At 75.9% G+C, this 25,081-nt stretch carries 22 protein-coding genes and 1 pseudogene; 7 read left to right on the top strand and 16 right to left on the bottom strand.

The window, feature by feature from the left end; translation table 11 throughout:
• Positions 1-30 precede the first annotated feature (30 nt).
• The 3 genes from EYB28_RS09190 to mraZ form a co-directional block, all read right to left on the bottom strand.
• Entirely contained in the window at positions 31-474 is a 444-nt protein-coding gene (locus EYB28_RS09190; protein ID WP_166846938.1) for a hypothetical protein, read from the bottom strand.
• Positions 471-1,532: a 16S rRNA (cytosine(1402)-N(4))-methyltransferase RsmH gene (rsmH, locus tag EYB28_RS09185; protein WP_166846935.1), complete on the bottom strand. Its 1,062-nt coding sequence runs from the start codon at positions 1,530-1,532 to the stop codon at positions 471-473. Before rsmH ends, EYB28_RS09190 begins: the two co-directional genes overlap by 4 nt.
• A 166-nt stretch (positions 1,533-1,698) precedes the next feature.
• Entirely contained in the window at positions 1,699-2,133 is a 435-nt protein-coding gene (gene mraZ / locus EYB28_RS09180; protein ID WP_166852037.1) for a division/cell wall cluster transcriptional repressor MraZ, read from the bottom strand.
• 420 nt (positions 2,134-2,553) lie between these two features.
• Here mraZ and EYB28_RS09175 point away from each other — a divergent pair, with 420 nt between their 5' ends.
• The 3 genes from EYB28_RS09175 to EYB28_RS09165 are packed head-to-tail and all read left to right on the top strand — an operon-like array spanning position 2,554 to position 7,240.
• Positions 2,554-3,633, top strand: a complete 1,080-nt coding sequence (locus EYB28_RS09175; RefSeq protein WP_166846932.1) for a MoxR family ATPase — start codon at positions 2,554-2,556, stop codon at positions 3,631-3,633.
• Positions 3,634-3,641: 8 nt separating this feature from the next.
• On the top strand, positions 3,642-5,018 hold the full coding sequence (locus EYB28_RS09170; protein ID WP_240930465.1) for a DUF58 domain-containing protein: 1,377 nt from the start codon (positions 3,642-3,644) through the stop codon (positions 5,016-5,018).
• A complete protein-coding gene (locus EYB28_RS09165; protein WP_166846929.1) occupies positions 5,015-7,240 on the top strand; it encodes a DUF3488 and transglutaminase-like domain-containing protein in 2,226 nt (741 codons plus the stop codon). Before EYB28_RS09170 ends, EYB28_RS09165 begins: the two co-directional genes overlap by 4 nt.
• Before the next feature lies 1 nt (position 7,241).
• Here EYB28_RS09165 and EYB28_RS09160 read toward each other — a convergent pair whose 3' ends face one another.
• Genes EYB28_RS09160 through EYB28_RS09150 form a run of 3 tightly spaced genes read right to left on the bottom strand, consistent with a single transcriptional unit; the run spans position 7,242 to position 9,535 of the window.
• Complete coding sequence (locus EYB28_RS09160) at positions 7,242-7,703, bottom strand: DUF3040 domain-containing protein (protein ID WP_166846906.1); 462 nt, start codon at positions 7,701-7,703, stop codon at positions 7,242-7,244.
• Between the two features lie 37 nt (positions 7,704-7,740).
• Positions 7,741-9,018, bottom strand: a complete 1,278-nt coding sequence (gene dinB, locus EYB28_RS09155) for a DNA polymerase IV (protein ID WP_166846903.1) — start codon at positions 9,016-9,018, stop codon at positions 7,741-7,743.
• Between the two features lie 7 nt (positions 9,019-9,025).
• Entirely contained in the window at positions 9,026-9,535 is a 510-nt protein-coding gene (locus EYB28_RS09150; protein ID WP_166846900.1) for an SAV_6107 family HEPN domain-containing protein, read from the bottom strand.
• A gap of 208 nt (positions 9,536-9,743) precedes the next feature.
• Here EYB28_RS09150 and EYB28_RS09145 point away from each other — a divergent pair, with 208 nt between their 5' ends.
• Positions 9,744-10,616 carry a fused MFS/spermidine synthase gene (locus EYB28_RS09145; RefSeq protein ID WP_240930464.1) on the top strand — a complete coding sequence of 291 codons (873 nt, stop codon included), beginning with the start codon at positions 9,744-9,746 and terminating at the stop codon, positions 10,614-10,616.
• A gap of 105 nt (positions 10,617-10,721) precedes the next feature.
• On the opposite strand, the gene EYB28_RS09140 is transcribed toward EYB28_RS09145, so the two are convergent.
• The 5 genes from EYB28_RS09140 to EYB28_RS09120 form a co-directional block, all read right to left on the bottom strand.
• Positions 10,722-10,925 (bottom strand): cold-shock protein, encoded by a 204-nt coding sequence (locus EYB28_RS09140; RefSeq protein ID WP_166846894.1) that lies wholly within the window; start codon positions 10,923-10,925, stop codon positions 10,722-10,724.
• Positions 10,926-11,175: 250 nt separating this feature from the next.
• Complete coding sequence (locus EYB28_RS09135) at positions 11,176-12,108, bottom strand: proteasome assembly chaperone family protein (RefSeq protein ID WP_166846891.1); 933 nt, start codon at positions 12,106-12,108, stop codon at positions 11,176-11,178.
• A gap of 115 nt (positions 12,109-12,223) precedes the next feature.
• On the bottom strand, positions 12,224-12,664 hold the full coding sequence (locus tag EYB28_RS09130) for a response regulator (protein WP_166846887.1): 441 nt from the start codon (positions 12,662-12,664) through the stop codon (positions 12,224-12,226).
• A gap of 112 nt (positions 12,665-12,776) precedes the next feature.
• The gene (locus EYB28_RS09125) at positions 12,777-14,024 is read right to left on the bottom strand and encodes an ATP-binding protein (RefSeq protein ID WP_166846884.1); all 1,248 of its coding nucleotides are present in this window, start codon (positions 14,022-14,024) and stop codon (positions 12,777-12,779) included.
• A 14-nt stretch (positions 14,025-14,038) separates the two neighbouring features.
• Positions 14,039-15,532: a PP2C family protein-serine/threonine phosphatase gene (locus EYB28_RS09120; RefSeq protein ID WP_166846881.1), complete on the bottom strand. Its 1,494-nt coding sequence runs from the start codon at positions 15,530-15,532 to the stop codon at positions 14,039-14,041.
• A gap of 204 nt (positions 15,533-15,736) precedes the next feature.
• Here EYB28_RS09120 and EYB28_RS09115 point away from each other — a divergent pair, with 204 nt between their 5' ends.
• The gene (locus EYB28_RS09115; RefSeq protein WP_166846878.1) at positions 15,737-18,052 is read left to right on the top strand and encodes an AAA family ATPase; all 2,316 of its coding nucleotides are present in this window, start codon (positions 15,737-15,739) and stop codon (positions 18,050-18,052) included.
• Between the two features lie 42 nt (positions 18,053-18,094).
• A complete protein-coding gene (gene serA / locus EYB28_RS09110) occupies positions 18,095-19,333 on the top strand; it encodes a phosphoglycerate dehydrogenase (RefSeq protein WP_166846876.1) in 1,239 nt (412 codons plus the stop codon).
• Between the two features lie 130 nt (positions 19,334-19,463).
• Here serA and EYB28_RS09105 read toward each other — a convergent pair whose 3' ends face one another.
• The 3 genes and pseudogenes from EYB28_RS09105 to EYB28_RS09095 all read right to left on the bottom strand — a co-directional run bounded on the left by EYB28_RS09105 (position 19,464) and on the right by EYB28_RS09095 (position 20,911).
• The gene (locus EYB28_RS09105) at positions 19,464-19,676 is read right to left on the bottom strand and encodes a DUF5302 domain-containing protein (protein WP_166846874.1); all 213 of its coding nucleotides are present in this window, start codon (positions 19,674-19,676) and stop codon (positions 19,464-19,466) included.
• 314 nt (positions 19,677-19,990) lie between these two features.
• Positions 19,991-20,479: pseudogene (nrdR, locus tag EYB28_RS09100) on the bottom strand (transcriptional regulator NrdR); the annotation flags it as partial.
• A 102-nt stretch (positions 20,480-20,581) separates the two neighbouring features.
• Entirely contained in the window at positions 20,582-20,911 is a 330-nt protein-coding gene (locus tag EYB28_RS09095; protein WP_166846868.1) for a LysM peptidoglycan-binding domain-containing protein, read from the bottom strand.
• 274 nt (positions 20,912-21,185) lie between these two features.
• Here EYB28_RS09095 and lexA point away from each other — a divergent pair, with 274 nt between their 5' ends.
• Entirely contained in the window at positions 21,186-21,926 is a 741-nt protein-coding gene (gene lexA, locus EYB28_RS09090) for a transcriptional repressor LexA (RefSeq protein ID WP_166846865.1), read from the top strand.
• An 81-nt stretch (positions 21,927-22,007) separates the two neighbouring features.
• Here lexA and EYB28_RS09085 read toward each other — a convergent pair whose 3' ends face one another.
• Positions 22,008-22,967 carry an L-lactate dehydrogenase gene (locus EYB28_RS09085; protein ID WP_166846863.1) on the bottom strand — a complete coding sequence of 320 codons (960 nt, stop codon included), beginning with the start codon at positions 22,965-22,967 and terminating at the stop codon, positions 22,008-22,010.
• Between the two features lie 9 nt (positions 22,968-22,976).
• A complete protein-coding gene (locus tag EYB28_RS09080) occupies positions 22,977-25,055 on the bottom strand; it encodes an ATP-dependent DNA helicase (protein ID WP_240930463.1) in 2,079 nt (692 codons plus the stop codon).
• Between the last annotated feature and the right edge of the window lie 26 nt (positions 25,056-25,081).

Here is a 25,081-nt window from a genome sequence, read left to right as displayed (position 1 = left end):
TCGGGTCCGCGCCGCGGGGCGCCCGCGGGCTCACGGCTCCTCCGAGCCGTCCTGCGCGCCCTTCCCGGCGCCCACGCCGACGACCGACCGCGACCCGACGCTGATCATCGTCGGGTCCTCCGCGGGGACCATGCCCATGGCACGGGCGCGGTCGGCGAGCGAGTTCTCCGCCGCACGCAGCTCCGCCTGCTTCGCCTGGACGTCCTGAGCCACCTGCCCGACCTCGCGCTGCAGCGCCGCGGCCTCGTACGACCCGCGCGCCATCGACGTGTTCAGCAGCAGCGCCGCGAGCAGCGCGCCCGCGAGGATCAGCGCGCACAGCACGAGGAAGGGCACCCCGGACGTCGCCTGCAGCGGCGCGCGGACGACGTCGAACCGGCGGCCGGCGCCGCCCTCCAGCGCGGTCAGCGGCGCGCGGCGCGGCGACGCCCCGGTCCGGGTCCCCGGTGTGGCCGGGGCACGCAGTGCGCTCATCGGCGGGCCTCCTTGTTCATCCGGTGGTTCGTCCGGTCGGTCGTCCGGGCGGCGGGCTCCATGTGCGACGGGGTCGGTCGGACGCGTCGGGCGGCACGCAGCCGCACCGACGCGGAACGGGGGTTGCGCTCGAGCTCCGCCTCGTCGGCCGTCTCGGCCCCCCGGGTCAGCGCCTCGAGGTACGGGCGGTGGGACTCGGGCTCGACGGGCAGTCCGGGCGGGGCGCTCGACGTCGTCCCCCGGGCGAAGGTCCGCTTGACGATGCGGTCCTCGAGCGAGTGGTACGACTCGACGACGATCCGCCCGTCCGTGGCGAGCACCTCGACGGCGGCGGGCACGGCGCGCTCGAGGACCTCGATCTCGCCGTTCACCTCGATGCGCAGCGCCTGGAAGGTCCGCTTGGCCGGGTTGCCGCCCGTGCGCCGGGCCGCCGCCGGGATCGCGGCGCGCACCGCCTCCGCGAGCTCGCCGGTCCGCTCCCACGGCTGCTGCTCCCGGCGGCGCACGATCGCGCGCGCGACCCGCGGGGCGAACCGCTCCTCGCCGTAGTCCCGCAGGATCCGCACCAGGGCGCGCTCGTCGTAGGTGTTCAGCACGTCGGCCGCGGTCCGGCCGCGCGACTGGTCCATGCGCATGTCCAGCGGGGCGTCGCGGGCGTACGCGAAGCCCCGCTCGGCCTCGTCGAGCTGGAGCGAGGAGACGCCGAGGTCCATCAGCACGCCCTGGACGCCGGGCAGGCCGAGGTCGGCCACCACGTCGCCCACCTCGTCGTACACCGCGTGCACGCCCGTGAAGCGGTCGCCGAACCGGGCCAGGCGGGCGCCCGCCAGCTCCAGGGCCTGCGGGTCACGGTCGATGCCGACCACCCGTGCCGAGGGCACCTGCTCGAGCACCGCCTCGGCGTGCCCGCCCATGCCGAGCGTGCAGTCGACGAGGACGCTGCCCGGCTCCGTCAGCGCCGGGGCGAGGAGGTCGACGCACCGCTGCAGCAGCACGGGCACGTGGCGGTCGCGCGCGGGGCGCGCACCGCTCGTGTCGTCGGACGCGTCGTCGGTCATCGGTCCTCCTCTCCTCGTGCTCGTCTCCGGCTCCGGTCGTCGCCGGGTGTGCGCGGCCCGGCCGGTCAGGTCTCCCTCCGCGTGTTCTGGCGCCGGGGAAGTGCGTCAGACGCTCGCGGGAGGAGGCCTCACCGGCCGGGGCCGGTCGCTGTGCGGTTGTCGTGCCTCAGAACTGCAGGTCCGGGAAGATCTGCTCGGCCGTCTCGGAGTACGCCGACTCCTGCTCGGCCAGGTAGGTCTCCCAGGTGGGCCGGTCCCAGATCTCGACGCGGGTGCCGGCGCCGATCACGGCGACGTCCCGGTCGAGCCCGGCGTACGTGCGCAGGGCCGGGGGGATGACGACCCGCCCCTGCTTGTCCGGCACCTCGTCGCTCGCCCCCGACAGGAACACGCGGAGGTAGTCGCGCGCCTGCCGGCTGGTGACGGGAGCCTGCCGGACCTGCTCGTAGATGCGGCCGAACTCGTCCATCGGGAGGAGGAAGAGGCAGCGCTCCTGTCCCCTCGTCATGACGAGGCCGGGAGCGAGTCGGGCACGGAACTTCGCGGGGAGGATGAGCCGGCCCTTCTCGTCGAGCTTGGGGGTGTACGTACCCAGCAGCAGGCCGGCCCCCGAGAACATCTCACCCGGTCCACCTGCCACGGTCCGCACCTCCCCTCGCGCTCCCGCTGCCTCCACGCTACTCCACTTTCCTCCACCGAGCGCGGGATGTGATGGGGAGTTCTCCCCATCTCCACGGCTTCTGCACCGGTCCGGGGATGTCGGCGCAGGTCACCGCCCCGCGACCCGGGTGGAGGGCGGACGCCGCCCCTGGCGCTCCCCGCCCCGTCCCGCGCGCGCCGGGGGCGGGGGCATCCGTGACGATCCGGATCTCTCGGGCGCACCCCGGACCGCAGCCGACCCCTCCGGGACGCCCGCGGGCCGGCCGGGGAGCGAAGTGGATCGTGACCGCCGTCACGCGCGCGAGCTCGCGTCGACTAGGCTTCGAGGGATCGTCACGAGCACGTGATACGGAGGTCACCCGTGCACCCAGAGCCCGCCTCCCCCACGATCGGCGACGCCCGCGCGGAGGCGGACGCGGCAGGGGGCGCCGACGGCCTCGGGCCCGACGCCCTCGCCCGCGGGCTGGACGAGCTCGTCGCGACGACGACCGCGGTCCGCGAGGCCCTCGACACGGTGGTCACGGGGCGCCCCGGGCTCGCGGACGTCACCGTCGCCGTGCTGCTCGCCGAGGGTCACCTGCTCATCGAGGACGTCCCCGGCGTCGGCAAGACCACCCTCGCGAAGGCGCTGGCCCATACCGTCGACTGCCAGGTCGGCCGCATCCAGTTCACGCCCGACCTCCTGCCCAGCGACCTCACGGGCGTCAACGTCTTCCGCAGCGCCACCGGGGACTTCGAGTTCCGCCCCGGCCCCGTCTTCAACAACGTCGTCATCGGCGACGAGATCAACCGCGCCTCCCCCAAGACCCAGTCGGCGCTGCTCGAGTGCATGGAGGAGGGGCAGACGACCGTCGACGGCACGTCGTACACGCTCCCCCGCCCGTTCCTCGTCGTCGCGACGCAGAACCCGGTCGAGATGGAGGGCACCTACCCGCTGCCGGAGGCGCAGCGCGACCGCTTCGCCGCGCGGCTCGCCGTCGGCTACCCCGACAACGACGCCGAGATGCGGATGCTCGACGGCCACGAGGCGACGTCTCCCCTCGCGCGCCTGGCGCCGGTGACGACCGGTCACGACGTCGCCCGGTACGCCGTGCTGGTCCGCGCCGTGCACGCCTCGGCCGCGGTGAAGCAGTACGTCGTGGACCTCACGCGCGGCACCCGCGAGCACCCCGGCCTGCGCCTCGGGGCCTCGCCGCGCGCCTCGCTGCAGCTCCTGCGGGTCGCCAAGGCGCTGGCGGCCATGTCCGGGCGCGACCACGTGCTCCCCGACGACGTCCAGACGCTGGCCGGCCCCGTGCTCGCCCACCGCCTCGTCCTGGGCACGGAGGCGCGGCTGGGAGGCACCCGGCCCGAGGACGTCGTGGACGAGGTCGTCGCGCGCACCCCCGTGCCGGCGGCACGCCCCGGCGGCCCGGCCGTCGGCGCCGCCCGCGGCCGCTGAGGAGGGCCGTGAGCAGCACCGCGTCCCTGGCACGCGAGCTCGCGCCGCCCGGCCCCGGCGCTCCCGGGGCGGCACGGGCCGCCATGCGACGGCTCGCCCGGGTGCGGCTCACGGGCCGCGGCACCGCCCTGCTGTGCGCGGGCGTGGTGCTCACCGGGGGCGGCGTCGTGCTCGAGCTCCCCGACCTCGTCGGCCTGGGCGCCGCCGCTGTCCTCGTCGTGGTGGCGTCCTGGACGGTGATGGGCGTGCAGCGGCTCGACGCCGGGCGCGGGGCCCTCGACGTCACCCGCACGCTGTCCCCCCACCCCGTGGTGCGGGGGCAGACCACGGCCGTGCGCCTCGAGGTCGGCGCCCGCGCCCGCACCGGCGCCGCGTACGAACGGCTCGCCCGGCTGCGCCTGTCCGAGCAGGCGGCGCACGAGCTCGCCGGCCCGCACGGCATCCGCGCCCGGGTCACGGCGCACCCGGACCGCCTCTCGGTCCGGTACACGCTCGAGCCCGCGCGTCGCGGCCGGTGGGCGCTCGGCCCGCTCCTGACCACCCGGACGGACGTCTTCTCCCTGGCCCGCACGACGCAGCCGCTCGGGGCGACCACCCTCGTCGCCGTCCGGCCGCGCACGGTGGACCTCTCGACCCGCTCGCACGTGCTGGGTGACGTCGACCGGGCCGCCACGGGCGCGCGGCTGGCCTCCACGGACGACTCGGTGCTGCGCGAGTACGTCGCCGGCGACGACCCGCGGCGCGTGCACTGGGCGGGCTCCGCGCGCCAGGGGCGGCTCATGGTCCGCGCCGACGAGAGCGCAGGCGTCCGCCCCGTGACCGTGCTCCTCGACCGATCGACGCTGCCCCCGCCCCCCGAGAGCCGCGCGACGTCGCGCCCGGCCGCCCACGGCACCCGGGGCGTCGACCACGGCGAGCGGGCCGTCGAGCTGGCGGCGTCCGTCGCCGTGGCCTTCCTCGAGGCCGGGCGCCCGGCCCGCCTGGTCGGCTCCGCGCCGGGACCCGTCGAGACGCCGTTCTCCTCGGGCGCCGGGCTCGGGCGGGCCGCCGTCCTGGACGCCGCCGTGGACCTGCGCGGCCACCGGTCGGCGGCGGCCGCGACCGAGGCGATCGTGGCCACCGCCCGCTCCCTGCGGCTCAACCGGACGGGCGCCGAGGTCACCGTGGCCGTCCTGGCCCCGCAGGCCGAGGCCGCCCGCCACGAGCTCGCCACCCTCGCCGCCGACGGCACCTGCTGGGCGGTCGTCCTCACGCCGCAGGACGTCTCCGACGACGCCGCCCGCACGGTCGCCGACCTGCGCCAGGCGGGCTGGCGCGTCGCCGTGTGCGACGCGGGGACACCCCCGGCCCAGGCGTGGTCGCTCCTCGCGGAGCGTGTCTCATGATCCCGTCGCACGCCGGCCCGACCGCGCGGACGGTCGCCACGGGGGTGCTGGTCGCCGTGGCGGTCGGCGCCTCGATGCTCGCGCTCACCTCCGTCGTCGTGCCCGGGGACTGGACCCGGGCCGGTCTCGTCGGCGTCGTCCTGGTCACCGCCACGACCACCACGGCCCGCGTCCTGACCGAGCGCCGCGCGCGCACCGGCCGGCGCGCCACCGACCACGGGTCGGTGCTGCCCACGCTCGCGGGTGCCGTGGTCGCGGCGTGGTACGCGCTGGCCCGGTACGGCGGCCCCACCTCGGACCTCGACCCCGTCGTCACCCCGGGCCACCTCGCCCGCGCGGTCTCCCGGCTCGGCGAGGCCGGCGAGATCACCCGGTCCGAGGTGGCGCCCGTGACCGGGACCCTCCCGATCGCGCTGCTCGCGGTGGGGGGCACCCTCCTCGTCCTGCTGCTCGCCGACGCGCTCGCCGGGGGCCTGCGCCGGCCCGCGGCGGCGGGCATCCCGCTGCTCGCCCTGTGGGGGCCGCCGCTCGTCCTCACCGGCGAGGTGCCCTGGCCCGTCTTCGTCGTCACGGTCACCGCGCTCCTGCTCCTGCTCACGGTCGACGGCCCCGCGGGCGCTCGGCGCCGGCCCACCGGAGAACGCCCGCCCCCGGCCGTCCGGCGCGCGGAGCGCGCCCGCGCCGTGGTCACGGCGGGCACCGCGCTCGTGGTGGCGCTGACCGCGGGCGCGCTCGGGGGCGCCTCCTCGGCGCTCCCCGGCGCCGCCGGAGGCTGGTACCGCGCCTTCACCACCACCGGGGACACCATCCGCCTGGCGGAGGACCTCGACATCCTGAGCAACCTCACCGCGCGGTCGGGGGCGACCGTCCTGCGGTACTCGGCCGACCCGGAGGTGGAGGTGGGGCCGCTGCGCAGCTACACCGCCTCCGCGTTCGACGGCCGGCGCTGGCAGCGCGGCGAGGAGCGCGACGGGCAGCCGTTCGAGCCCGCCGAGGTCCTGTGGCCCGAGGACCCCCCGGCGGCGGCCGCCACCCACGAGCTCGACCTCACCGTCGGCGAGCTCCGCGACGACAAGCTTCCCCTGCCGATCGACCCCCGGACCGTCGAGACCACCGGGTCGTGGCGCTACGACCCGGTGCGGGACGAGGTCGTGGGCTCCCTCACCGACCGCGGCGACACCTACACGTCTCAGGTCCACGCCCGCGACCTGTCGGCGGACGCCCTGCGGGACGCCGGCACCGGGTCGACCGACCCCGCGTTCACCGAGGTCCCGGACTCCGCGCACGCCGAGGAGATCGCCGCCACGGCCCGTGAGGTCGTCGGGGACGCCGCGACGCCGTTCGACCAGACCGTCGCGCTGCAGCGCTGGCTGCGCGACCCGGGCCGTTTCACCTACTCGACCAGCCTGCCGCGCGGCGGCACGGGCGACCCCGTGTGGGACTTCCTGCAGCACCGCACGGGCTACTGCGTCCAGTACGCCACCACGATGGTCGTCATGGCCCGGTCGCTCGGCATCCCGACCCGGCTCGCCGTCGGCTACCTGCCCGGCGAGCGGACCGGCGAGACGGAGTGGCAGATCACCGGCCAGGACTCCCACGCCTGGCCGGAGGTCTACTTCGCCGGGACCGGCTGGGTGCGGTTCGAGCCGACGCCGGCCCAGCAGACGGGCGCCGCCCCCGAGTACACCGTGGACCGGAGCGGCGCCGCCGTGCCCGCGCCGGCGGACGACGTGCGCGCGACGGACCGTCCCGCCCCGGAGACGGAGGCCCCTACGGAGCAGCCGACGAGCGCGCCGCCGGCGGTCGCGGGCGGCACCGTCGACGAGGGCGTCCCGGGCTGGGTCTGGGCGGTCACGGCGACCCTCGTGACCGCCCTGGTCGCGGCCGTCCTCGTGCTCGTCGCGCGCCGACGCCGCGACGCGGCCGACCTGGACCCCGAACGCGCCTGGCAGCAGGTGCTCGCGACGATCGAGTCCGGGGGCCTGCGGCTCCCGCCCGCGACGACCTTGCGGAGCGCCCCGGCGACGATCGCCACGCAGGTCGGTGAACGGACCGGCACACCGCTGGACGACTCCGTGCTCGACGACCTCGGCGCCCTCGCCGCGGCGGCCGAGCAGTCACGCTACGCGCGCACGCCCCGGACACCCGAGCCCGGACGCCTCGCGGAGCTCACGGCGACCGTCACGACCGACCTGCGGCACCGGCTGGGCCGGGCCCGCTGAGTCAGCGGCCCTGGTCGCGGCGGCGCTCCCAGCGCTCTTCGAGCCTGGCCAGGAACCCGCCGTCCTTCTTGCCGCCACGCCCGGTCCCGTGCCCGGTGCCACCGCGCGGGGCCGGCGCCGACGTCCCCGCCGGCCGGTTGGCGTTGCCCGGGTGCGTCGACGGGTCCACGGTGCCGTCCGGCCGCACGACGCCGGTCGGCCCGGACCTGCGGGGTGCGGCGAACGCGTACACCACGCTCGCGAACATGAGTACGAAACCGATCACGCCGAGCCAGGTCGTCGATGACACCGCACCGAGAACCAGGAGGAGGAGGCCGGCGACGACGCCGACGCCGGCCAGGACGTAGCGCAGCGGCGAACGCCGGCGCGCCTGCTGCAGCGTGTTGGCCAGACGAGGGTCGTCGCTGCTCAGCGCGCGCTCCATCTGCTCCAGCACGCGCTGCTCGTACTCAGACAGAGGCATCGAGTCCCCCGGGATCTCGCGACGGAACGTAACCCCTTCAGGATATGCCCGCTGACGGCGGCGCGGTAGTCGGCGCCTCCCGATCCACCCGGCGGGCCGCAGAGGCCCCCAGCCGGATGGCCGCGGAGCCGAACCTCTCGCGCACGGCGTCGAGCGTGACCTCCACGTCCCGGCGGGCCTCGTGCCGGGGGTCGAGCGCCTCGTCGAGGGTCGGCTGCTGGGCGAAACCCTCCCGTCGCGCCAGGTTCTCGCCGCGCACGCCGACGAGCCGGACCGGCAGGCCCCGCAGGTCCGCCGCGGCCAGCAGCTCGCGCGCGACGCGGAAGATCTCCTGCGCCACGTCGGTCGGCACCTCGACCGTGCGCGCCCGGGTCAGCGTCCGGAAGTCGCTCGTGCGCACCTTGACGGACACCGTCCGGGCGACCACGCCCTGGCGACGCAGTCGCGCGGCGACGCGGTCGGCGAGCTCCAGGACACGGTCCTCGACCGCCCCCAGGTCGGTGAGGTCGCGGGAGAAGGTCGTCTCGGCGCCGATGCTGCGCTCCTCGCGCCCCGGGACGACGGGTCGCGGGTCGCGCCCCCAGGCCAGGTCGTGCAGGTGTGCGCCGGCGACCCGGCCCACGGCCGCCTGCAGCGTGGCCACGTCCGTGTCGGCCAGCTGAGCGACGGTCGAGATGCCCCACCGGGCCAGCGCCCGCTCCGTGGCGTCCCCGACGCCCCACAGCGCGCCGACGGGCAGGGCCCGCAGGAACGCCACCGTCGCCGAGGCGGGCACGAGCAGCAGACCGTCGGGCTTGGCGTGCGTGGAGGCGAGCTTGGCGACGAACTTGTTCTGGGCGACACCGACGGAGCACGTCACGCCGTGCTCCGCGCGCACGCGCTCGCGCAGCCGTGCCCCGATCTGCGTCGGGCTGCCCAGGCGACGGCGCGCGCCCCGCACGTCCAGGAACGCCTCGTCGACCGAGACCCGCTCCACGAGGGCGGTGATCTCCCCGAGCATCTCCATGACCGACTCCGAGACGGCGTGGTAGAGGCCGTGGTCCGGCGGGATCACGACCGCCTGGGGGCACAGCCGCAGCGCCGCCGCCATGGACATGGCGGACCGCACGCCGAACGCGCGGGCCTCGTACGTCGCGGCGAGTACCACGCCCCGGGCGTGGGCGCCCACGACGACGGGCCGTCCCCGCAGCTCGGGACGCCGCACCAGCTCGCACGACGCGAAGAAGGCGTCCATGTCGACGTGCAGCACGGAGGTCCCGGTCTCGTCGGACCCCCAGTCCCGGAACGCGCCGGAGGCCCGCGGGCCCCGGCTCACGACCGGCTCACGACGCCGCCGGCGCCACGTCGAGGGGCCTCGCGAACCCGGCCTGCGGGTCGACGAGGATCCCGACCTCGTCCCGGAAGTCCTCCGCGCAGGCCACCAGCTCCGCGGCCCGCCGGGGGTCCACCTGGTCGAAGCGCCCCGCGTCGACGGCCGCCCGCAGCCGGGCGCCGGAGGCGAAGTACCCCGACCACGCGGCGAGGTCGGGCTCCACCAGCGCGAGCATCTCCCACACCGACCGGGCACCGGACCGCCGCGAGGGACGGCCGCGCATCGCGACGACGGCCGCGGCGGCCCGCAGCGCCGCGAGGTGGGCGTGCACGAAGCGTTCGGCGGGGTCCACCGACGCGGTGGCGGCGACCAGCTCTGCGTCCGACCGCGCCAGGAGCTGGCGCACCTGCGGGTCGACGACCGGCCGCCCCCGGTGCACCGGCACGGGGGCCGTCGCGACCCGCGACGCCCCACGACCCGACACCCGGTCCGCCGTCCGTCCCGGCTCCCGAACCGCCATCGTCCCCACCTCCGTGCTCCACGGTCTCCCGCTCAGTGTCGAACACGCGTTCGACCCCTGTCAACGGCTCGTCACCGACGCCCGGCCCGCGCTACGGGAGACTGGTGCCATGGCCCGATCCTCCCGCCGTGGCACCGCCCGCCCGGAACGCCGTCCCGGCCGCCGTGCACCAGGATCCCGCGAGGCACCGACACTGCCGGAGGGCCCGGTGGCGATCGACACCGGCACGGCCGAGGTCGAGCGGGACCCCGACCGCCCGCATCTCGTGACGCTGCACGTCAACGGCGTACCCAGCTCGGCGCTGGACCTCTCCGACCCGGGGTTCCTCGCCTTCGAGTACATGCAGCAGATGGCCGCCGTCGTCGCGGCGCTGCCTGCGGGCCCCCTGCGGGTGCTCCACCTGGGCGCCGCGGGCTCGGCCTTCGCCCGCGCCCTCGACCACGAGCGGCCGGGGTCGCGCCAGCTCGGCGTCGACGTCGACGCCCGCCTGCTCGACCTCGCGCGCACGTGGTTCGCCCTGCCGCGCTCCCCCGCGCTGCGGCTGCGGGCGGACGACGCCGGGCACGCGCTCGAGACCCTGCACCCGGGCTCGTTCGACGTCGTGGTGCGCGACGTCTTCGCCGGGGACAGGACGCCCGACCACCTCGCCGACGACGCCTTCGCCGCCGCGGCCCACCGCGTGCTGCGCCCGGGCGGCCTGCTGCTGGCCAACTGCGCCGACCGACCGCCGCTCCACCTCGCCCGGCGCGAGCTGGTGACGCTCGCCGGCGTCTTCGGCGCCGAGGCCGTCGGCTCCGGGCGCCTCGGGGCGGTCGCGGAGCCCGCCGTCCTCAAGGGCCGGCGGTACGGCAACGTCGTGCTCGCCGCCGTGCGGGCGCCGGTCGCCGACGACGCACGGAGCGCGGAGACGGGGGCGGCCGAGGAGACCGACGACGCCAAGGACGCCGGGGACGCCACGGGCGGCCCGGACGCGCCCGACCTGCGCGACGCGGCGCTCGCCCGAGCCCTGCGCACGCTGCCCGTCCCCGCCCACCTGCTGGTCGCGGACGACGTCGCCCGCTTCGCCGGCCTCACCGGCTGACGGGGCTCGTCGGGCGGACCGGGCCGGTCAGGCAGGATCGTGTCCGGACGCGACGAGGGCCGCGACCCGCCGGGTCGCGGCCCTCGTACCGGGGGAACAGGCCGCTCAGAGCGGGACGACCTGCTCCGCCTGCGGCCCCTTCGGCCCCTGGGTGATCTCGAACTCGACCCGCTGGGCCTCGTCGAGCGTGCGGTACCCCTGCGCCTGGATCGCCGAGTAGTGCACGAAGACGTCGGCCCCGCCGCCGTCCTGAGCGATGAAGCCGTAGCCCTTCTCGGAGTTGAACCACTTCACAGAACCCTGCGCCATGCTGATCCTTCGACCTTCCGTCCAACAGTCACGGACGCGCCGGACGGCCGCCCGTCGCTGCAAAAGCCCCCGACGCCGGTTCCTGCGAAGGTCCGCCACTGCAACGCCGCAAGTGTGGCACGGACCACGTTCCGGCGCCACGGTTCCGAGGGACCGTATCGCCATGCGGTCGAACCGCCACGACCCGCGCGAGCGACACCATCGGGCCGTCCGGGACACCGCCGGACGATCCGGACGGACGCCGACCCGGTCAGTCGTCGCCCTGCTGCGCCAGGAAGCGCTCGAACTCCGCCCCGAGCTCGTCCGCCGTCGGCAGCGGCGCCTGCTCGGCCAGGAGGTTCGGGCGCCCCACCGAGCGGGTGAACGCGTCGTACTGCTCCTCGAGCGCCTTGACGACCGCTGACACCTCCTCCGACTCCCCGACCTGCTTCTCGACCTCGAGCGTCGTGTCCGCCGCCGCCGGGGCGAGGGTGCCCGTGGCGAGGTCCAGCCCGGTCGCGCGCTCCACGTGCTGCAGGGCCACGACGGCGGCCGGGGTGTAGCGGGACTGGGCCAGGTAGTGCGGCACGTGGACGGTGAACCCGAGCGCGTCGTGACCCGCCTCGCCCAGGCGGTACTCCAGCAGGGCGGGCAGCGAACCGGGCACCCGCACGGTGCCGAGGTACGACGTGTAGTCGTCCACCAGGCCGGAGCGGGTGGCGTGCGCCGTCAGCGTCAGGGGCCGGGTGTGCGGGACGCCCATCGGGATGCCGTGGAACCCGACGGTGAGGGAGACCCCGAAGCGGTCGACCAGCTGCTTGACCGCGGCCACCACCCGCTCCCACTGCAGGTCGGGCTCCGCCCCGTGCAGGAGCAGGAAGCCGGTGCCCTCCGGGTCCACGACGTGGTCGACCGCGAGGAACGGCTCGGTGTACCCGGACCACCGGTCCGAGTCGAACGTCATCGCCGCGCGCTTGGACCGGTAGTCGAGCAGCTGGTCCACGTCGAAGGTCACCAGCCGGGTCGTGTCCAGGTCCTCGACCAGGTGCTCGACGGCGATCTCGCCGGCCGCCCCGGCGTCCACGAACCCCGTCACGGCGTGCAGCAGCACCGGGCCCGACGCGCCCTGCGCGTCGTGCTCGGCCAGCCCGGCGCGCTCGACCGCGTCCTCGTCGACCTCGTAGATCCCCTGCGGGTCCAGCAAAGCCCGTCCTCCTCGCCAGGATGCCTGTCGGCACCGCGGGCACCCTGCCCGCACCGATCACAACCACGACCGGCGCCGGATCCTTCCCGGGCCGTCACCGTCGGCGAGGTCGGGTTCAGCGACGCGGGAGGCGCACCACGCTGACGAAGAAGTCGTCGATCTGGCGGACCACCTCGATGAAGCGCTCGAAGTCCACCGGCTTCGTGACGTAGGCGTTCGCGTGCAGCGAGTACGAGCGCAGCACGTCCTCCTCGGCCTCGGACGTGGTGAGCACCACGACGGGGATGTGCCGCAGCTCCTCGTCGGCCTTGACGGCCGCGAGCACCTCGCGGCCGTCCATCCGCGGCAGGTTGAGGTCCAGCAGCACCAGGTCCGGCCGGGGCGCGTCGGCGTGCTCGCCCTCGCGGCGCAGGAACGCCATCGCGCTCACGCCGTCGGAGACCACCGACAGGCGGTTGGCCACCTTGTGCTCCTCGAACGCCTCCCGCGTCATGAGCACGTCGCCCGGGTCGTCCTCGACCAGGAGGACCTCGATCCCCGTCTGCTGCTCCGACATGCTCGTTCCTCCCCGTTCCGGCCCGTCGTCACCGGCCGGCGACGACGCCCGGACCCCCGCGCGCGGGCACGTCGTCCCAGGTCAGCCGCTAGATCCGGCCGCGCGCCCGAGCCTAGCCGACGTCGTCGCCGGGCGCAGTCCCGCCCGCGGGGAGCGTCCAGCGCACCACGGTGCCCTCGCGCACGCCGTCGTGCTCGGCCGGCTCCAGCCACACCCGCCCGCCGTGGTGCTCCACGACGCGCTTGACCAGGGCCAGGCCGATCCCCGTGCCGGAGTAGACCTCCTTCGGGTGCAGGCGCTGGAAGATGACGAAGACCCGCTCCGCGTACTGCGGGTCGATGCCGATCCCGTTGTCCGTGCACGAGAGCTCCCACCAGTCCGGCCCGTCCCTCCGGTCGTCCGGGGCCTCCGCGGCCGCCTCGGCCGCGGTGACCCGCCGGGCCGCCACGTGGACGCGCGGGGGCCGGTCGGGGTCGCGGAACTTCAGCGCGTTGCCGACGACGTTCGCGAGCAGCATGGCCAGCAGGCCGCGCTCGCCGCGCACCACGGGCAGCGGGCCGTGCGTCACCCGCGCCCCGGTCTCCACGACGCGCGCGTCCAGGTCGTGGAGCACCTGGGTCAGCACCGCGGCGAGGTCGACGTCGGTCACGGGGCCGCCGGAGCGCCCCACGCGCGAGAAGCTGAGCAGGTCCTGGATGAGTCGCTGCATGCGACGGGCCCCGTCGACCGCGAAGGCGATGTACTGGTCCGCGCGGTCGTCGAGCTGGTCGCCGTACCGCTTCTGCAGCAGCTGGGTGAAGCTCGCCACCTTGCGCAGCGGCTCCTGCAGGTCGTGGGACGCCACGTAGGCGAACTGCTCGAGGTCCCGGTTGGACCGCGCGAGCTCCCTGGCCTGGGCAGCGAGCTGGGCACGGGCGTGCTCCGTCTCCTCGTGCGACTCGCGCACCTCGGCCACCTGCTGCACCAGCTCGCGCCGCATCTGCTCGACGTCCGTGGCGAGCGCCACCACCTCGGCGGCGACCGGCCCGGTGCCGGCGCCCAGCGACTCCACGCGCACCTCGCGCTCGTGCGCGCCCGTGCTGGCCTCCCGCACCGACACCGCGAGGCGCTCCAGCGGGTCGGTCACCCTCCGGTGCAGGGCCCGCCAGCCGAGCGTCCCCACGACGACCACGAGCGCGACGAGCACCAGCACCACGACGAGCAGCAGCTCGTTCCACAGCCGGGCCGACGCGATCGCGCCGTCGGGCGCGTCGTCCTGCAGCAGGCTCAGGGCACGCTCGACGGCGACCAGCGCCATGCACAGCGCCAGCAGCAGGACCGCGCCGACGACCAGCAGCACCCGCCGCACGGTGTCCCGCATGCTCCGGACCCGGCTCACGCGCGCCCCCACTCCGCGGAGTCCGCCAGCGTCGACGACCGGACGCCCGGGCTCGTGTCACCGGGCCCGGACCACCCGACCACGAGCAGCGCGGCGTCGTCACCCAGCGGCCCGCCGTGCAGCGTCCGCACCTCGCGCAGCACGCGCTCGACCACGCCCGAGATCCCGTGCCGGGCCAGGTCGTCGCTGACGAGCGCGTGGAGCCCGGCCTGTCCCAGGCGCGGGGTACGGCGGCGCATCGGTCCGGGCGGGCGCGGCTCGGCGTCCGTGCCGTCCTTGCTGCTCTCGCCGACCTTGCTCCCGTTGCCGTGCAGGGCCGCGAGCGCCACGGCGTCCGCTCCGATGCCGTCCGGGGCCTCCCGGGCGGCGGCGACCTCCGCCTCGACCAGACCGTCCGTGTAGAGCATGAGCGAGAACGGCCCGTCGACGGCGATGCGGTGCGCGTCCCAGCCGCCCTCGACGGGCACCCCGAGCGCCCGGCCACGGGTCACCGGCGGCACCGACTCGCAGCGGACCTCGCCGGCCGGCCCGGTGATCAGGAGCGGAGGCAGGTGGCCCGCCAGGTACACGTCGACGGCCCGGCGGTCGGGCGCCACCACCACCTGGCACAGCGTCACGAAGACCTCGCGGCGGGCCCGCTCCGTCAGCAGCACCTGCTCCAGGTGCCCGAGCACGACCTGCGGCGGGGTGCCGGTCAGCACGAGCGTCCGCCAGGCCGTGCGCAGCGTGGCCCCGAGCGCGGCCTCGTCGGGCCCGTGCCCCGCCACGTCGCCGACGACGGACAGGACGGTGCCGTCCGGCTGCTCCACGGTGTCGAAGAAGTCGCCGCCGAGCAGCCCCTCGCCGCCGGGCAGGTAGCCCACCATGACCGACAGCTTCTCGTCGGCGACCAGGGGCTTGGGCAGCAGGGCCCGCTCCAGGCGGGCAGTCTCCTCCGCGCGGACCGCGCTGCGGTACAGGGCGCGCTGCTGCGCGGCCGACCGGCGCCGCTGCAGCGCGTACCGGAGCGACCGGCCGAGGAGGTCGGCGTCCGTCTCCCCCTTGACGAGGTAGTCGTCGGCGCCCGCCGCGACGGCGGCCAGCCCCTGGTCGGTGCCGGCGTGGCCGGTCAGCACGACGAGCGCCGGCACGTCGTGGACCTGCTCCGCCGCGGCACGGAGCCGCTCGACGGCGGTCAGCCCCACGGCGTCGGGCAGCCCCAGGTCGAGCAGCACGCAGTCGACCGGCGAGCCGGGCGCGGGCCCGTCGGCCAGCGCACCCGCCTCGCGCGAGAGCTGCGGGGACGCCGGCACGGGGCGCGTGCGGGCCAGCGCGTCCACGGCCTCGGCGACGGTGTGCGCCCGGCGCAGCTCCACCCTCACGCCCGCGTCGTCGAGCAGCTCGGTCACCAGCAGGGCGTCGGCGTCGTCGTCCTCCACGAGCAGCACGACCGACGTCGCGTCCTCGACCGGGCCGACGGCCCTGGTGTGTCGGACGTCGCCGCTGCTCATGGGGCTCGATCCTAGTCCTCGGCGGGCCTCGGGAGCCCGGGGGCCGACCGGCGCGTCGCCCGATCCGCCCGCCCGCGGCCGGGCGGCACGGGGCGCGGATGTCCCGGCCGTCCGCCAGGTCTGCGATGATGGTCCGCCGCAGCGCCGCCGCGGCACACGTGCGCGGTGGGACGCTGCGACGTCATCAGGACGCAGGGAGGATGCGTGGCGGGCAGGCAGGACGAGCTGGCGCGCGAGCAGGCGGTGGTCGACCGCCTCTACGGCAGGCTGGACGAGCTGCGGGACCTGGCGCGCGAGCGCCTCGCCGACGTGCGGCGCTCGGGCCCGACCGGCTCACCGCAGAACCGCAGCGAGCGCGACGCGTTCGCGACGCTGTACGAGGACCGCGCCGCCCAGCTCGACGCGGTGGAGGACCGCCTCGTCTTCGGCCGGCTCGACCTCGACGGCGGCACCACGCGGTACGTCGGCCGCGTCGGCCTCGCCGACGAGGCGCACCGCTCCCTCCTCACCGACTGGCGCGCTCCCGCGGCCACCGCCTTCTACCGGGCGACCGCGCTGCACCCCGGCGACGTGCGCCGGCGACGGCACCTCGTGACCACCGGCCGCACCGTCGCCGGCGTCGAGGACGAGGTGCTCGACCTCGACGCCCTGGCCTCCGACGGGGCCGTGCCCGACAGCGACGGGCAGCTGTCGGCGTCGTCGCTGTCGGGCGAGGGAGCCCTCCTCGCGTCCCTCGCGACGCGGCGCACCGGCCGCATGACGGACATCGTGTCCACGATCCAGGCCGAGCAGGACCGCATCATCCGGGCCGACCTCGCGGGCGCCCTGGTCGTGCAGGGCGGCCCGGGCACCGGCAAGACCGCCGTCGCGCTGCACCGCGCCGCCTACCTGCTCTACGCGCACCGGCGGCTGCTGGAGCGCCGCGGCGTGCTGCTCGTGGGCCCGAGCCGCGCCTTCCTGCGCTACATCGACCAGGTGCTGCCCTCCCTGGGCGAGACCGGGGTCGTGTCCACCACCGTCGGCGAGCTCGTCCCGGGGGTGCGCGCCACGGCGACCGACCACGGGCTGGTGGCCCGCCTCAAGGGGCGGCTGACGTGGCAGGCGGCCATCCGGCGCGCGGTGCGCGCGCGCCAGCGGGTCCCCGCGGCCGACGTCGCGGTGCGGGTCGACGGCCACGACGTCGTCGTCCGCAGGCGCGACGTCCGCGACGCGATCGCCCGCGCCCGGCGGACGCACAAGCCGCACAACGAGGCGCGCACGACCTTCGTGCGCGAGATGCTCTCGCGCCTGGTCGACCAGCGGCGCGACGCCGACGGCGACCTGTCGCCCGAGGAGGCGGCGGCGTTCACGGCGGAGCTGCGCGCGCACCGGGACGTGCGGGTCGCCCTCAACCTCGCGTGGTTCCCCCTCACCCCCGAGCGGCTCGTCGCCGACCTGTTCGCCAAGCCGCACCGGCTCGCCGAGGCCGCACCCGAGCTCACCGACGACGAGCGCGCCGCCCTGCGCCGCGACCCCGACGCCGCCTGGACCGAGTCCGACGTGCCGCTGCTGGACGAGGCCGCGGAGCTCCTGGGCGAGGACGACTCGCTGGCCCGCGCGCAGGACCGGGCCGCCGAGGCCGAGCGCGCCGCCCAGGTCGAGTACGCCCGCTCGGTGCTCGAGTCCAGCGGCGCCGGCGGCGGCCTGGTCGACGCGGAGACATTGGCGTCGCGGTTCGAGCAGACCGGCCCGCGTCTGACCACCGCCGAGCGCGCCGCGTCGGACCGGACGTGGACGTACGGCCACGTCGTGGTGGACGAGGCGCAGGAGCTCTCCCCGATGGCGTGGCGGATGCTCGCGCGCCGCGTCCCGACCCGGTCGATGACGATCGTCGGCGACGTCGCCCAGACGTCGTCCGCCGCCGGCGCGCGGTCCTGGGCGGCCGCGCTCGGCGAGGTGCTGCGGGACTCGTGGCGCCTCGCCGAGCTCACCGTGAGCTATCGCACCCCCGCCGCCGTGGCGGACGCGGCCCAGCGCATGGCGGCCGCCGCGGGCCTGCCCGTCTCCGAGCTCACCGCGGCCCGCGAGGTCGACGGCGCGCTCGAGCTCGTCCCGGTCGGGCTGGGCGAGGACGAGGGTGAGGACGAGGTCGTGGGCGCGGCCGTGGACCGCGCCCTGGGGCTGGCCGCGACGTTCGTGGAGCGGGACGGCTCCGGGCGGGTGGCGGTGATCGCCCCGGCCGGGCTGGTCGGCCTCCTGCGCGAGCGGGTCGCCGACGCGCTGCCCGCCGCGCTGGGCGGTGCCGAGGCCGCCCGCCTCCTCGCCCAGCAGCCCGAGGACGCCCAGCTCACGGTGCTCGACCCCCACGCCGCCAAGGGTCTCGAGTACGACGCCGTCGTGCTCGTGGAGCCGGCGCTGGTCGCGGAGGGCGACGGCGGCGTCTCGGACCTCTACGTGGCGATGACCCGCCCGATGCAGCGGCTCGTCGCCGTGCACTCCCGGCCGCTGCCGGACGGGATCGAGGCACCGGCCGGAGCATGAGACGCGCTTGTCTTCCACCGTCCGGCAGCGCACCATGGGCGCGTGCTGCGCGCCCTGCTACTTGAGAACATCCACCCCGCCGCCGTCCAGAACCTCCGTGCCGCGGGCATCGAGGTCCACGTGCGCTCCGGCGCGCTGGACGAGGCCGAGCTGATCGAGGCCCTGGCCGACTTCCAGATCCTCGGCATCCGGTCCAAGACCACGGTCACCCGGAAGGTGATCGAGAGCCTGCCCGGCCTGCTCGCGGTCGGGACCTTCAGCATCGGGACCAACCAGATCGACCTGGCCGCGGCCGCCGCGCACGGCGTCGCCGTGTTCAACGCCCCGTACTCCAACACGCGGTCGGTGGTGGAGCTCGCGCTCGCCGAGATCATCGCGCTGACCCGTCGCCTGACCGTGCGGGACAAGGCGCTGCACTCCGGCACCTGGGACAAGACGGCCGACGGCTCGCACGAGGTGCGCGGCCGGACCCTCGGCATCATCGGGTACGGCAACATCGGCTCGCAGCTGTCCGTGCTCGCGGAGAACCTCGGCATGCGCGTGGTCTTCTACGACACCGCGGAGAAGCTCGCGCTCGGCAACGCCCACCGGGTCGAGACGATCGACGAGCTGCTCGAGGTCGCCGACGCCGTGACGATCCACGTGGACGGGCGCAAGGGGAACGCCGGCCTCTTCGGCGCCGACATGTTCGCGCGGATGAAGCCCGGCGCGATCTTCCTCAACCTGTCGCGGGGCTTCGTCGTCGACGTCGCGTCCCTGCGCGAGAACATCCTGTCGGGGCACCTGTCCGGCGCGGCGGTCGACGTGTTCCCGACCGAGCCCAAGAAGCGCGGCGAGGAGTTCGTCTCCGACCTGCGGGGCCTGCCGAACGTCATCCTCACGCCGCACGTCGGCGGCTCCACCGAGGAGGCGCAGGAGGCGATCGGCGAGTTCGTGTCCAAGAAGCTGCGGGACTACATGCAGACCGGGTCGACGACCCTCGCGGTCAACGTGCCCAAGCTGCAGCTCGAGCACACCGGGGTGGGGCGCATCATGCTCCTGCACCGCAACGTGCCGGGCGTGCTGGCCAAGGTGAACCAGGTGTTCGCCGACCACGGGGCCAACATCGAGGCGCAGATGCTCGCGACGCACGGCGACCTCGGCTACGTGGTCACGGACATCTCCGACGTCACGCAGCGCGGTGCGTCCGCCAAGCTCCAGGCCATGGAGTCCACCGTCCGCCTGCGCATCCGCGACGCCTTCGAGCGGCCCGAGTTCCCCCCGGGGCCGGCCGCCGGCTGACGGGCCGACGAGCCGCGCCGGGCTCCACGACCGAGCGGGAGACCCGACCGGACCGACGAGCCGGACCGACGACGAGGGCGCCCCGGGACCTCCCGGGGCGCCCTCGCGGCGTCCGGCCTGGCGGCAGCGCTCAGCCGGACTTGCGGCGGAACATCCTCTGCACCGGGCCGTTCGTCTCGGAACCGTGCACCGCGCCGGTGTTCGCGTCCGAGGACGCCGACCGGTGCCGAGCCGCGTTCTTCCGCTCGAGCGCCTCGCGGAACCTCGCCTTCGTGTCCTCGCTCGGCGCCGTCGCACCGGCCTCGTGCCCGGACGCCCCGGGGTCCGTCCCCTCCGCCGTCATCGCGACCACCTCACGCTCGGTCGGTCGTGCGGGCGGTCGCCCGCACGTGGCGTCAAGCATGCGGCACCGGCGCCGGGACCGCTACCGAATTGCCGCCCGACGCGACGACGGGCGTCCCGCCCCGGGACCGACCGCCGCGGTCAGCCGCGCAGCGGTGTCGCCTGGGGCGACGTGTCGCCGGACGACGCCTCGTCCCGCCCGTCGGCCCGGTCACGGTCGGGGGTCTCGTCCCTCCCGTCGGCGGGTCGGCCGCGGGACTCCGTGTCGGGGGCACCGTCCCCGGCATCGTCGGCACCGGTGTCGCCGGTGTCGTCACCGGAGTCGGCGCCCTCACCGGCGGCCCGCGCCCGCCGCGTCTCCCGCTCGGCGCGCAGCGACGTGATCGCGCTCTCGAAGTCCTCGAGAGAGTCGAAGTCCTGGTAGACGCTCGCGAAGCGCAGGTAGGCGACCTCGTCGAGCTCGCGCAGCGGCCCGAGGATCGCCAGGCCGACCTCGTTCGCGTCGATCGCGGGACTCCCGGTGGCGCGCAGCGTCTCCTCCACGCGCTGCGCCAGCAGGGCCAGGTCGTCCGCGCTCACCGGACGGCCCTGGCACGCCTTGCGCACGCCCGAGACGATCTTGTCGCGGCTGAACGGCTCGGAGGCGCCGGAGCGCTTGACCACGGACAGGCTCGCCGTCTCGACAGTGGTGAAGCGGCGCTGGCACGCCGGGCACTGCCGACGCCGGCGGATGGCGGTGCCGTCGTCGGACGTCCGGGAGTCGATGACTCGCGAGTCCGCGTGTCGGCAGAACGGGCAGTGCATCGGTGTTCTCCTGCGCTCGGTGCCGGACCGGCACGCCCGGCTGCCCGACAACGTAGGCGGGAAGGCAGGCACCGCGCAACACGGTCCGCGCCGCGGCCTGCGTCATCGCACCGGCAGGAGTACCACCTGCCCCACCTGCAGGTCCGCGGAGTCCATCCGGTTCAGCGCCCGCAGGTCCGCGACGACGTCGCGCACGTCCTCGTCCACCTCGACGAGCTGGCTCGCGTAGTCCCACAGGGACTCCCCCGGCGCCACCGCGTGCAGGCGCACCTCCACGGGCCCCGCCGGGGCCTCCGCCACCGCCCGCTGGCCCACGAGGCCCGCGGCCGCCGAGAGCACGAGCGCGAGCAGGACGACCACGACGCGCCCGCGCCGCGTCAGGCGCAGGCCGCCGAGGCCGAGGAGTCCGTGGGGCTCTGTGGTCCTGGCCATGGTGCTGGTCCTCTCGTCACCGTTCGTCCCGTCACGACGCCCGCGCCGGCTCGAACGTCCGTACGTCGAACACCTGTACGTCGAACACCTGTTCCAGGTGTACCACGCGCCCCCGACGGCGTCGAGCCCACTCGCCCGAGATGTCGAACAGGTGTTTGATGTGACGGGTGATCTGGCCTACAGTGGGCGCAACGCTCAGGACGGCGCGGGCCGGCGGTACGCCGGGCCCCGTGGTCCGGCGCGTGGCCGCGGCGACGAGGGACGGGAGTGCGTCATGACGAGCGGACGGAACGGGTCCGGGGCCGGTGCGGCGCTGGCCCCGGTGAGCGAGCTCGCGGCCGGGTCGGACCGGCTGACGCCGCGCCAGCGGCGCGTCCTGGAGACGATCCGCACCTCGGTCGAGGACCGCGGGTACCCGCCGACCATGCGCGAGATCGGCGAGGCCGTCGGGCTGTCCAGCCCTTCCTCGGTCAAGCACCAGCTCATGACGCTCGAGCGCAAGGGCTACCTGCGGCGCGACCCGAACCGGCCGCGCGCGATGGAGGTCGTCGACCCGGACGCACCCGCCGACGAAGCAGCCGGCACGGGCGCACCGGGCGCGGCACCCGCCGTCCCCGTCCTCACCGACGAGGCGGTCACCGCGCCGTCGTACGTGCCCCTCGTCGGCCGCATCGCCGCCGGTGGCCCGATCCTGGCCGAGCAGCTCGTCGAGGACGTCTTCCCGCTGCCGCGTCAGATCGTGGGTGAGGGCGAGCTCTTCCTGCTCGAGGTCGCCGGGGACTCGATGGTCGACGCCGCCATCTGCGACGGCGACTGGGTCGTGGTGCGGCGCCAGCCCGTCGCCGAGAACGGCGAGGTCGTGGCCGCCATGATCGACGGCGAGGCCACCGTCAAGACCTTCAAGCAGGCGGACGGCCACGTGTGGCTCATGCCGCAGAACGCCGCCTACAGCCCCATCCCGGGCGACGCCGCGCAGGTGCTCGGACGGGTCGTCGCGGTGCTGCGCAGCCTCTGAGCCGTCCGGGCCGCGCCACCGCCCGAGCGGCGGCCCTCGACGGGAGCGACGCGTGCCCGCGGGGCCCGGTGAGGGGCCCGGCTACAGGCCCAGCCGGCGCTGGACCGCCCGCATGCTCTCCGCGGACGATCTCAGGCCCGCGACCTCCGCGTCGGACAGCGGCGTGTCGATCGTCTCGGCGACGCCGCGGCGGTCGACGAGCGACGGCACGGAGAGGCACACGCCGCTGATCCCGTAGAAACCGTCCAGCCGCGAGGACACCGACATCACCCGGTGCTCGTCGTTGAGCACGGCCTCGATGATCCGTGTCCCGGCCAGGCCCACGGCGTAGTTCGTCGCTCCCTTGCCCTCGATCACCCGGTAGGCCGACGAGACCACGTCCGCGGCGATCGCGTCCCGGGCCGCGGCGTCGAGCGGCGGCCGGCCACGGAACGGACGCCAGTCCAGCAGCGGCACGCCCGCGATCGTCGCCGAGCTCCACAGCACGATCTCGGAGTCGCCGTGCTCCCCCGCGATGTAGGCGTGCACGTTGCCCACGGCGACACCGCAGTGCCGTGCCAGCGCGTCCCGCAGCCGCGACGAGTCCAGCACCGTGCCGCTCCCGAGCACCCGCTCGTGCGGCAGCCCGGTGACCTGCTGCGCCGCGTACGTGACGACGTCGACCGGGTTCGTCACCATGAGGAACACGGCGTCCGGCGCCACCTCGACGAGCCTCGGCATGATCGACCGGGTCAGCCCGACGGTCGCCTCCGCGAGGTCGAGCCGGCTCTGCCCCGGCCGCTGCTTGGCGCCCGCCGTCACGACCACGACGTCCGCCCCGCGGCAGACCTCGATGTCGTCGGAGCCCTCGATCTCGGCCTGCGGGATGAACATGCCCCCGTGCCGCAGGTCGAGCACCTCCGCCTCGACCTTCGTCCGGTTGACGTCCATGAGCGCCACGGTCCGGGCCGCGCCACGGGCGAGAGCCGCGTAGGCGAGGGTCGCGCCCACGGCCCCGGCACCGACGACGGCGAGCTTGGTCGTGCTGCGCGACTGGTCCACGCCGCCAGGTTAGGTGTCCAGGCGGCGCAGCGCAGCGCGGACGAGCGCGGAGTCGGTCGTCGGCCAGAAGTCCGGCAGGGAACGGGTCAGGAACGTCCCGTAGCGGGCCGTGGCGAGCCGAGGGTCGAGCACGGCCACGACGCCGCGGTCGGCATCGGTGCGCACCAGGCGGCCGGCGCCCTGGGCGAGCAGGAGGGCCGCGTGCGTGGCGGAGACCTGCATGAACCCGTTGCCGCCGGACTGCTCGACCGCGCGGGCGCGGGCGGCCTTGACCGGGTCGTCCGGCCGGGGGAACGGGATGCGGTCGATCAGCACGAGCTGGCACGACGGCCCGGGCACGTCCACGCCCTGCCACAGGGACAGCGTCCCGAACAGGCAGGTGGCCGGGTCGTCGGCGAACGCGCGCACGAGCGTGGGCAGCTGGTCGTCGCCCTGGCACAGCACGGGAACGTCGAGCCGCTCACGCATCGCCTCGGCGGCGGCCTGCGCCGCCCGGCGGGACGAGAACAGCCCCAGCGTCCGCCCGCCCGCGGCGGTGATCAGCTCGGCGATCTCGGTCAGCTGCGCGTCCGTCGTCGGCTCCCGCCCCGGCGCGGGCAGGTGCCGCGCGACGTACAGGATGCCCTGGCGCGGGTAGTCGAACGGGCTGCCGACGTCGAGACCCTGCCAGTCGGGCGTCTCGTCGGACCCGCCGGACGCGGCCAGCCCGAGGGACCGCGCGACCGGGTCGAACGTGCCGCCGAGGGCGAGCGTCGCGGACGTGAACACGCCCGTGGACTCGCCGAGCAGGTGGGTGCGGATGAGGCCGGCGACCGCCAGCGGCGCGGCGTGCAGCCGGGTCACCCCGTCGCCGCCCCACGGCGAGTTCTCGCCCGGGCGCGAGCACCACAGGACGTCGTCGCTGGTGTCCTCGGCGGCCATCCGCTCGGCGACCTCGAAGAGCTGCAGGACGGCGGACTGCGCCATCTTCTGCCCGGCCTCCGCGGCGCCGGCGTCCTGCGCGGACCGGTCCGCCGTGGGCTTGAGGCGGGTCAGCAGCTCGCGCGCGGCGTCCCGCACGCCCGCGACGGCGGCGCGCAGCTCGTCGGGGAGGCCCGCGCCGAAGCGCTCCGCCGGGGCCGTGGCCAGCACCGACCCGAGGCGCTGCGACGCCGCGTCCAGGGCCGACGTCTCCGTGCCGGCGTGCCGGCGCGCCAGGCGGGCGGCGTGCTCGACGACCGTCAGCGACAGGTCGACCGTGGCCGACGCCGTGACGCGCTCGGCGAGCTCGTGCGCCTCGTCCACCACGACGACGTCGTGCTCCGGCAGCACCCCCGTGTTCCCGGACGCGGCGATGCCGAGCATCGCGTGGTTGGTCACGACGACGTCCGCCTCCCGCGCGGTGGCACGCGCGCGCTCGGGGAAGCACTCGGCGAGCAGCGGGCACCGGTTGCCGAGGCACTCCAGCGCCGTGACCGACACCTGCCGCCAGGCACGGTCGGGCACGCCGGGGACGAGGTCGTCGCGGTCGCCGGTCTCGGTCTCGTCGGCCCAGGAGTGCAGCCGCCGCACGTGGTCGGCGAGGCGCGCGCCGTCCTCGCCGGGCGTCCCCCGGCCGCCGTCCGGCGCGGGGGGCGCCGGGTGCTGCTCCGCGGCGGCGCCCTCGCCCGGCCCGGGGTCGGGCGGCAGGTCGAACAGGGTGGCGCCCTCGGCCGGGTATCCCCCGGTGATCTTGTGGCGGCACAGATAGTTGTGCCAGCCCTTCAGCAGGGCCACGCGGGGCGGGCGCGGCAGCCGCGGCCCGACCGTCTCGGCCACCAGCGGCAGGTCGCGGGCCACCACCTGGCGCTGGAGTGCCAGGGTCGCCGTCGACACCACCACGCGGCGCCCGTCGACGACCGCGTGCCGCACTGCGGGCACCAGGTAGGCGAGCGACTTGCCCGTGCCAGTGCCCGCCTGCACGAGCAGGTGGCGTCCGGCCTCCACCGCGTCGTCGACGGCGACCGCCATGCGGTGCTGGCCCTCGCGCCGACCACCGCCCAGACCGGCGACCGCCAGGTCGAGCAGGGCGTCGGTGGCGGGCGCGTCGGCGGTGTCGTGGGAAGTCACCGCACGATCGTAGGCGCGGTCACCGA

The organism is Isoptericola sp. BMS4 (assembly GCF_011634835.1).
Lineage (GTDB): Bacteria > Actinomycetota > Actinomycetes > Actinomycetales > Cellulomonadaceae > Isoptericola.
Note: the sequence above shows the minus strand (reverse complement) of the source record. Positions and strands in the feature narration are given on the sequence as shown.

What these genes read in the sequence shown, in the direction of transcription:
- EYB28_RS09190 (WP_166846938.1), bottom strand. Translation starts at nt 474, where the DNA reads ATGAGCGCACTGCGTGCCCCGGCCACACCGGGGACCCGGACCGGGGCG.
- rsmH (WP_166846935.1), bottom strand. Translation starts at nt 1,532, where the DNA reads ATGACCGACGACGCGTCCGACGACACGAGCGGTGCGCGCCCCGCGCGC.
- EYB28_RS09165 (WP_166846929.1), top strand. Translation starts at nt 5,015, where the DNA reads ATGATCCCGTCGCACGCCGGCCCGACCGCGCGGACGGTCGCCACGGGG.
- EYB28_RS09160 (WP_166846906.1), bottom strand. Translation starts at nt 7,703, where the DNA reads ATGCCTCTGTCTGAGTACGAGCAGCGCGTGCTGGAGCAGATGGAGCGC.
- EYB28_RS09150 (WP_166846900.1), bottom strand. Translation starts at nt 9,535, where the DNA reads ATGGCGGTTCGGGAGCCGGGACGGACGGCGGACCGGGTGTCGGGTCGT.
- EYB28_RS09140 (WP_166846894.1), bottom strand. Translation starts at nt 10,925, where the DNA reads ATGGCGCAGGGTTCTGTGAAGTGGTTCAACTCCGAGAAGGGCTACGGC.
- EYB28_RS09130 (WP_166846887.1), bottom strand. Translation starts at nt 12,664, where the DNA reads ATGTCGGAGCAGCAGACGGGGATCGAGGTCCTCCTGGTCGAGGACGAC.
- EYB28_RS09125 (WP_166846884.1), bottom strand. Translation starts at nt 14,024, where the DNA reads ATGCGGGACACCGTGCGGCGGGTGCTGCTGGTCGTCGGCGCGGTCCTG.
- EYB28_RS09120 (WP_166846881.1), bottom strand. Translation starts at nt 15,532, where the DNA reads ATGAGCAGCGGCGACGTCCGACACACCAGGGCCGTCGGCCCGGTCGAG.
- EYB28_RS09105 (WP_166846874.1), bottom strand. Translation starts at nt 19,676, where the DNA reads ATGACGGCGGAGGGGACGGACCCCGGGGCGTCCGGGCACGAGGCCGGT.
- EYB28_RS09095 (WP_166846868.1), bottom strand. Translation starts at nt 20,911, where the DNA reads ATGGCCAGGACCACAGAGCCCCACGGACTCCTCGGCCTCGGCGGCCTG.
- lexA (WP_166846865.1), top strand. Translation starts at nt 21,186, where the DNA reads ATGACGAGCGGACGGAACGGGTCCGGGGCCGGTGCGGCGCTGGCCCCG.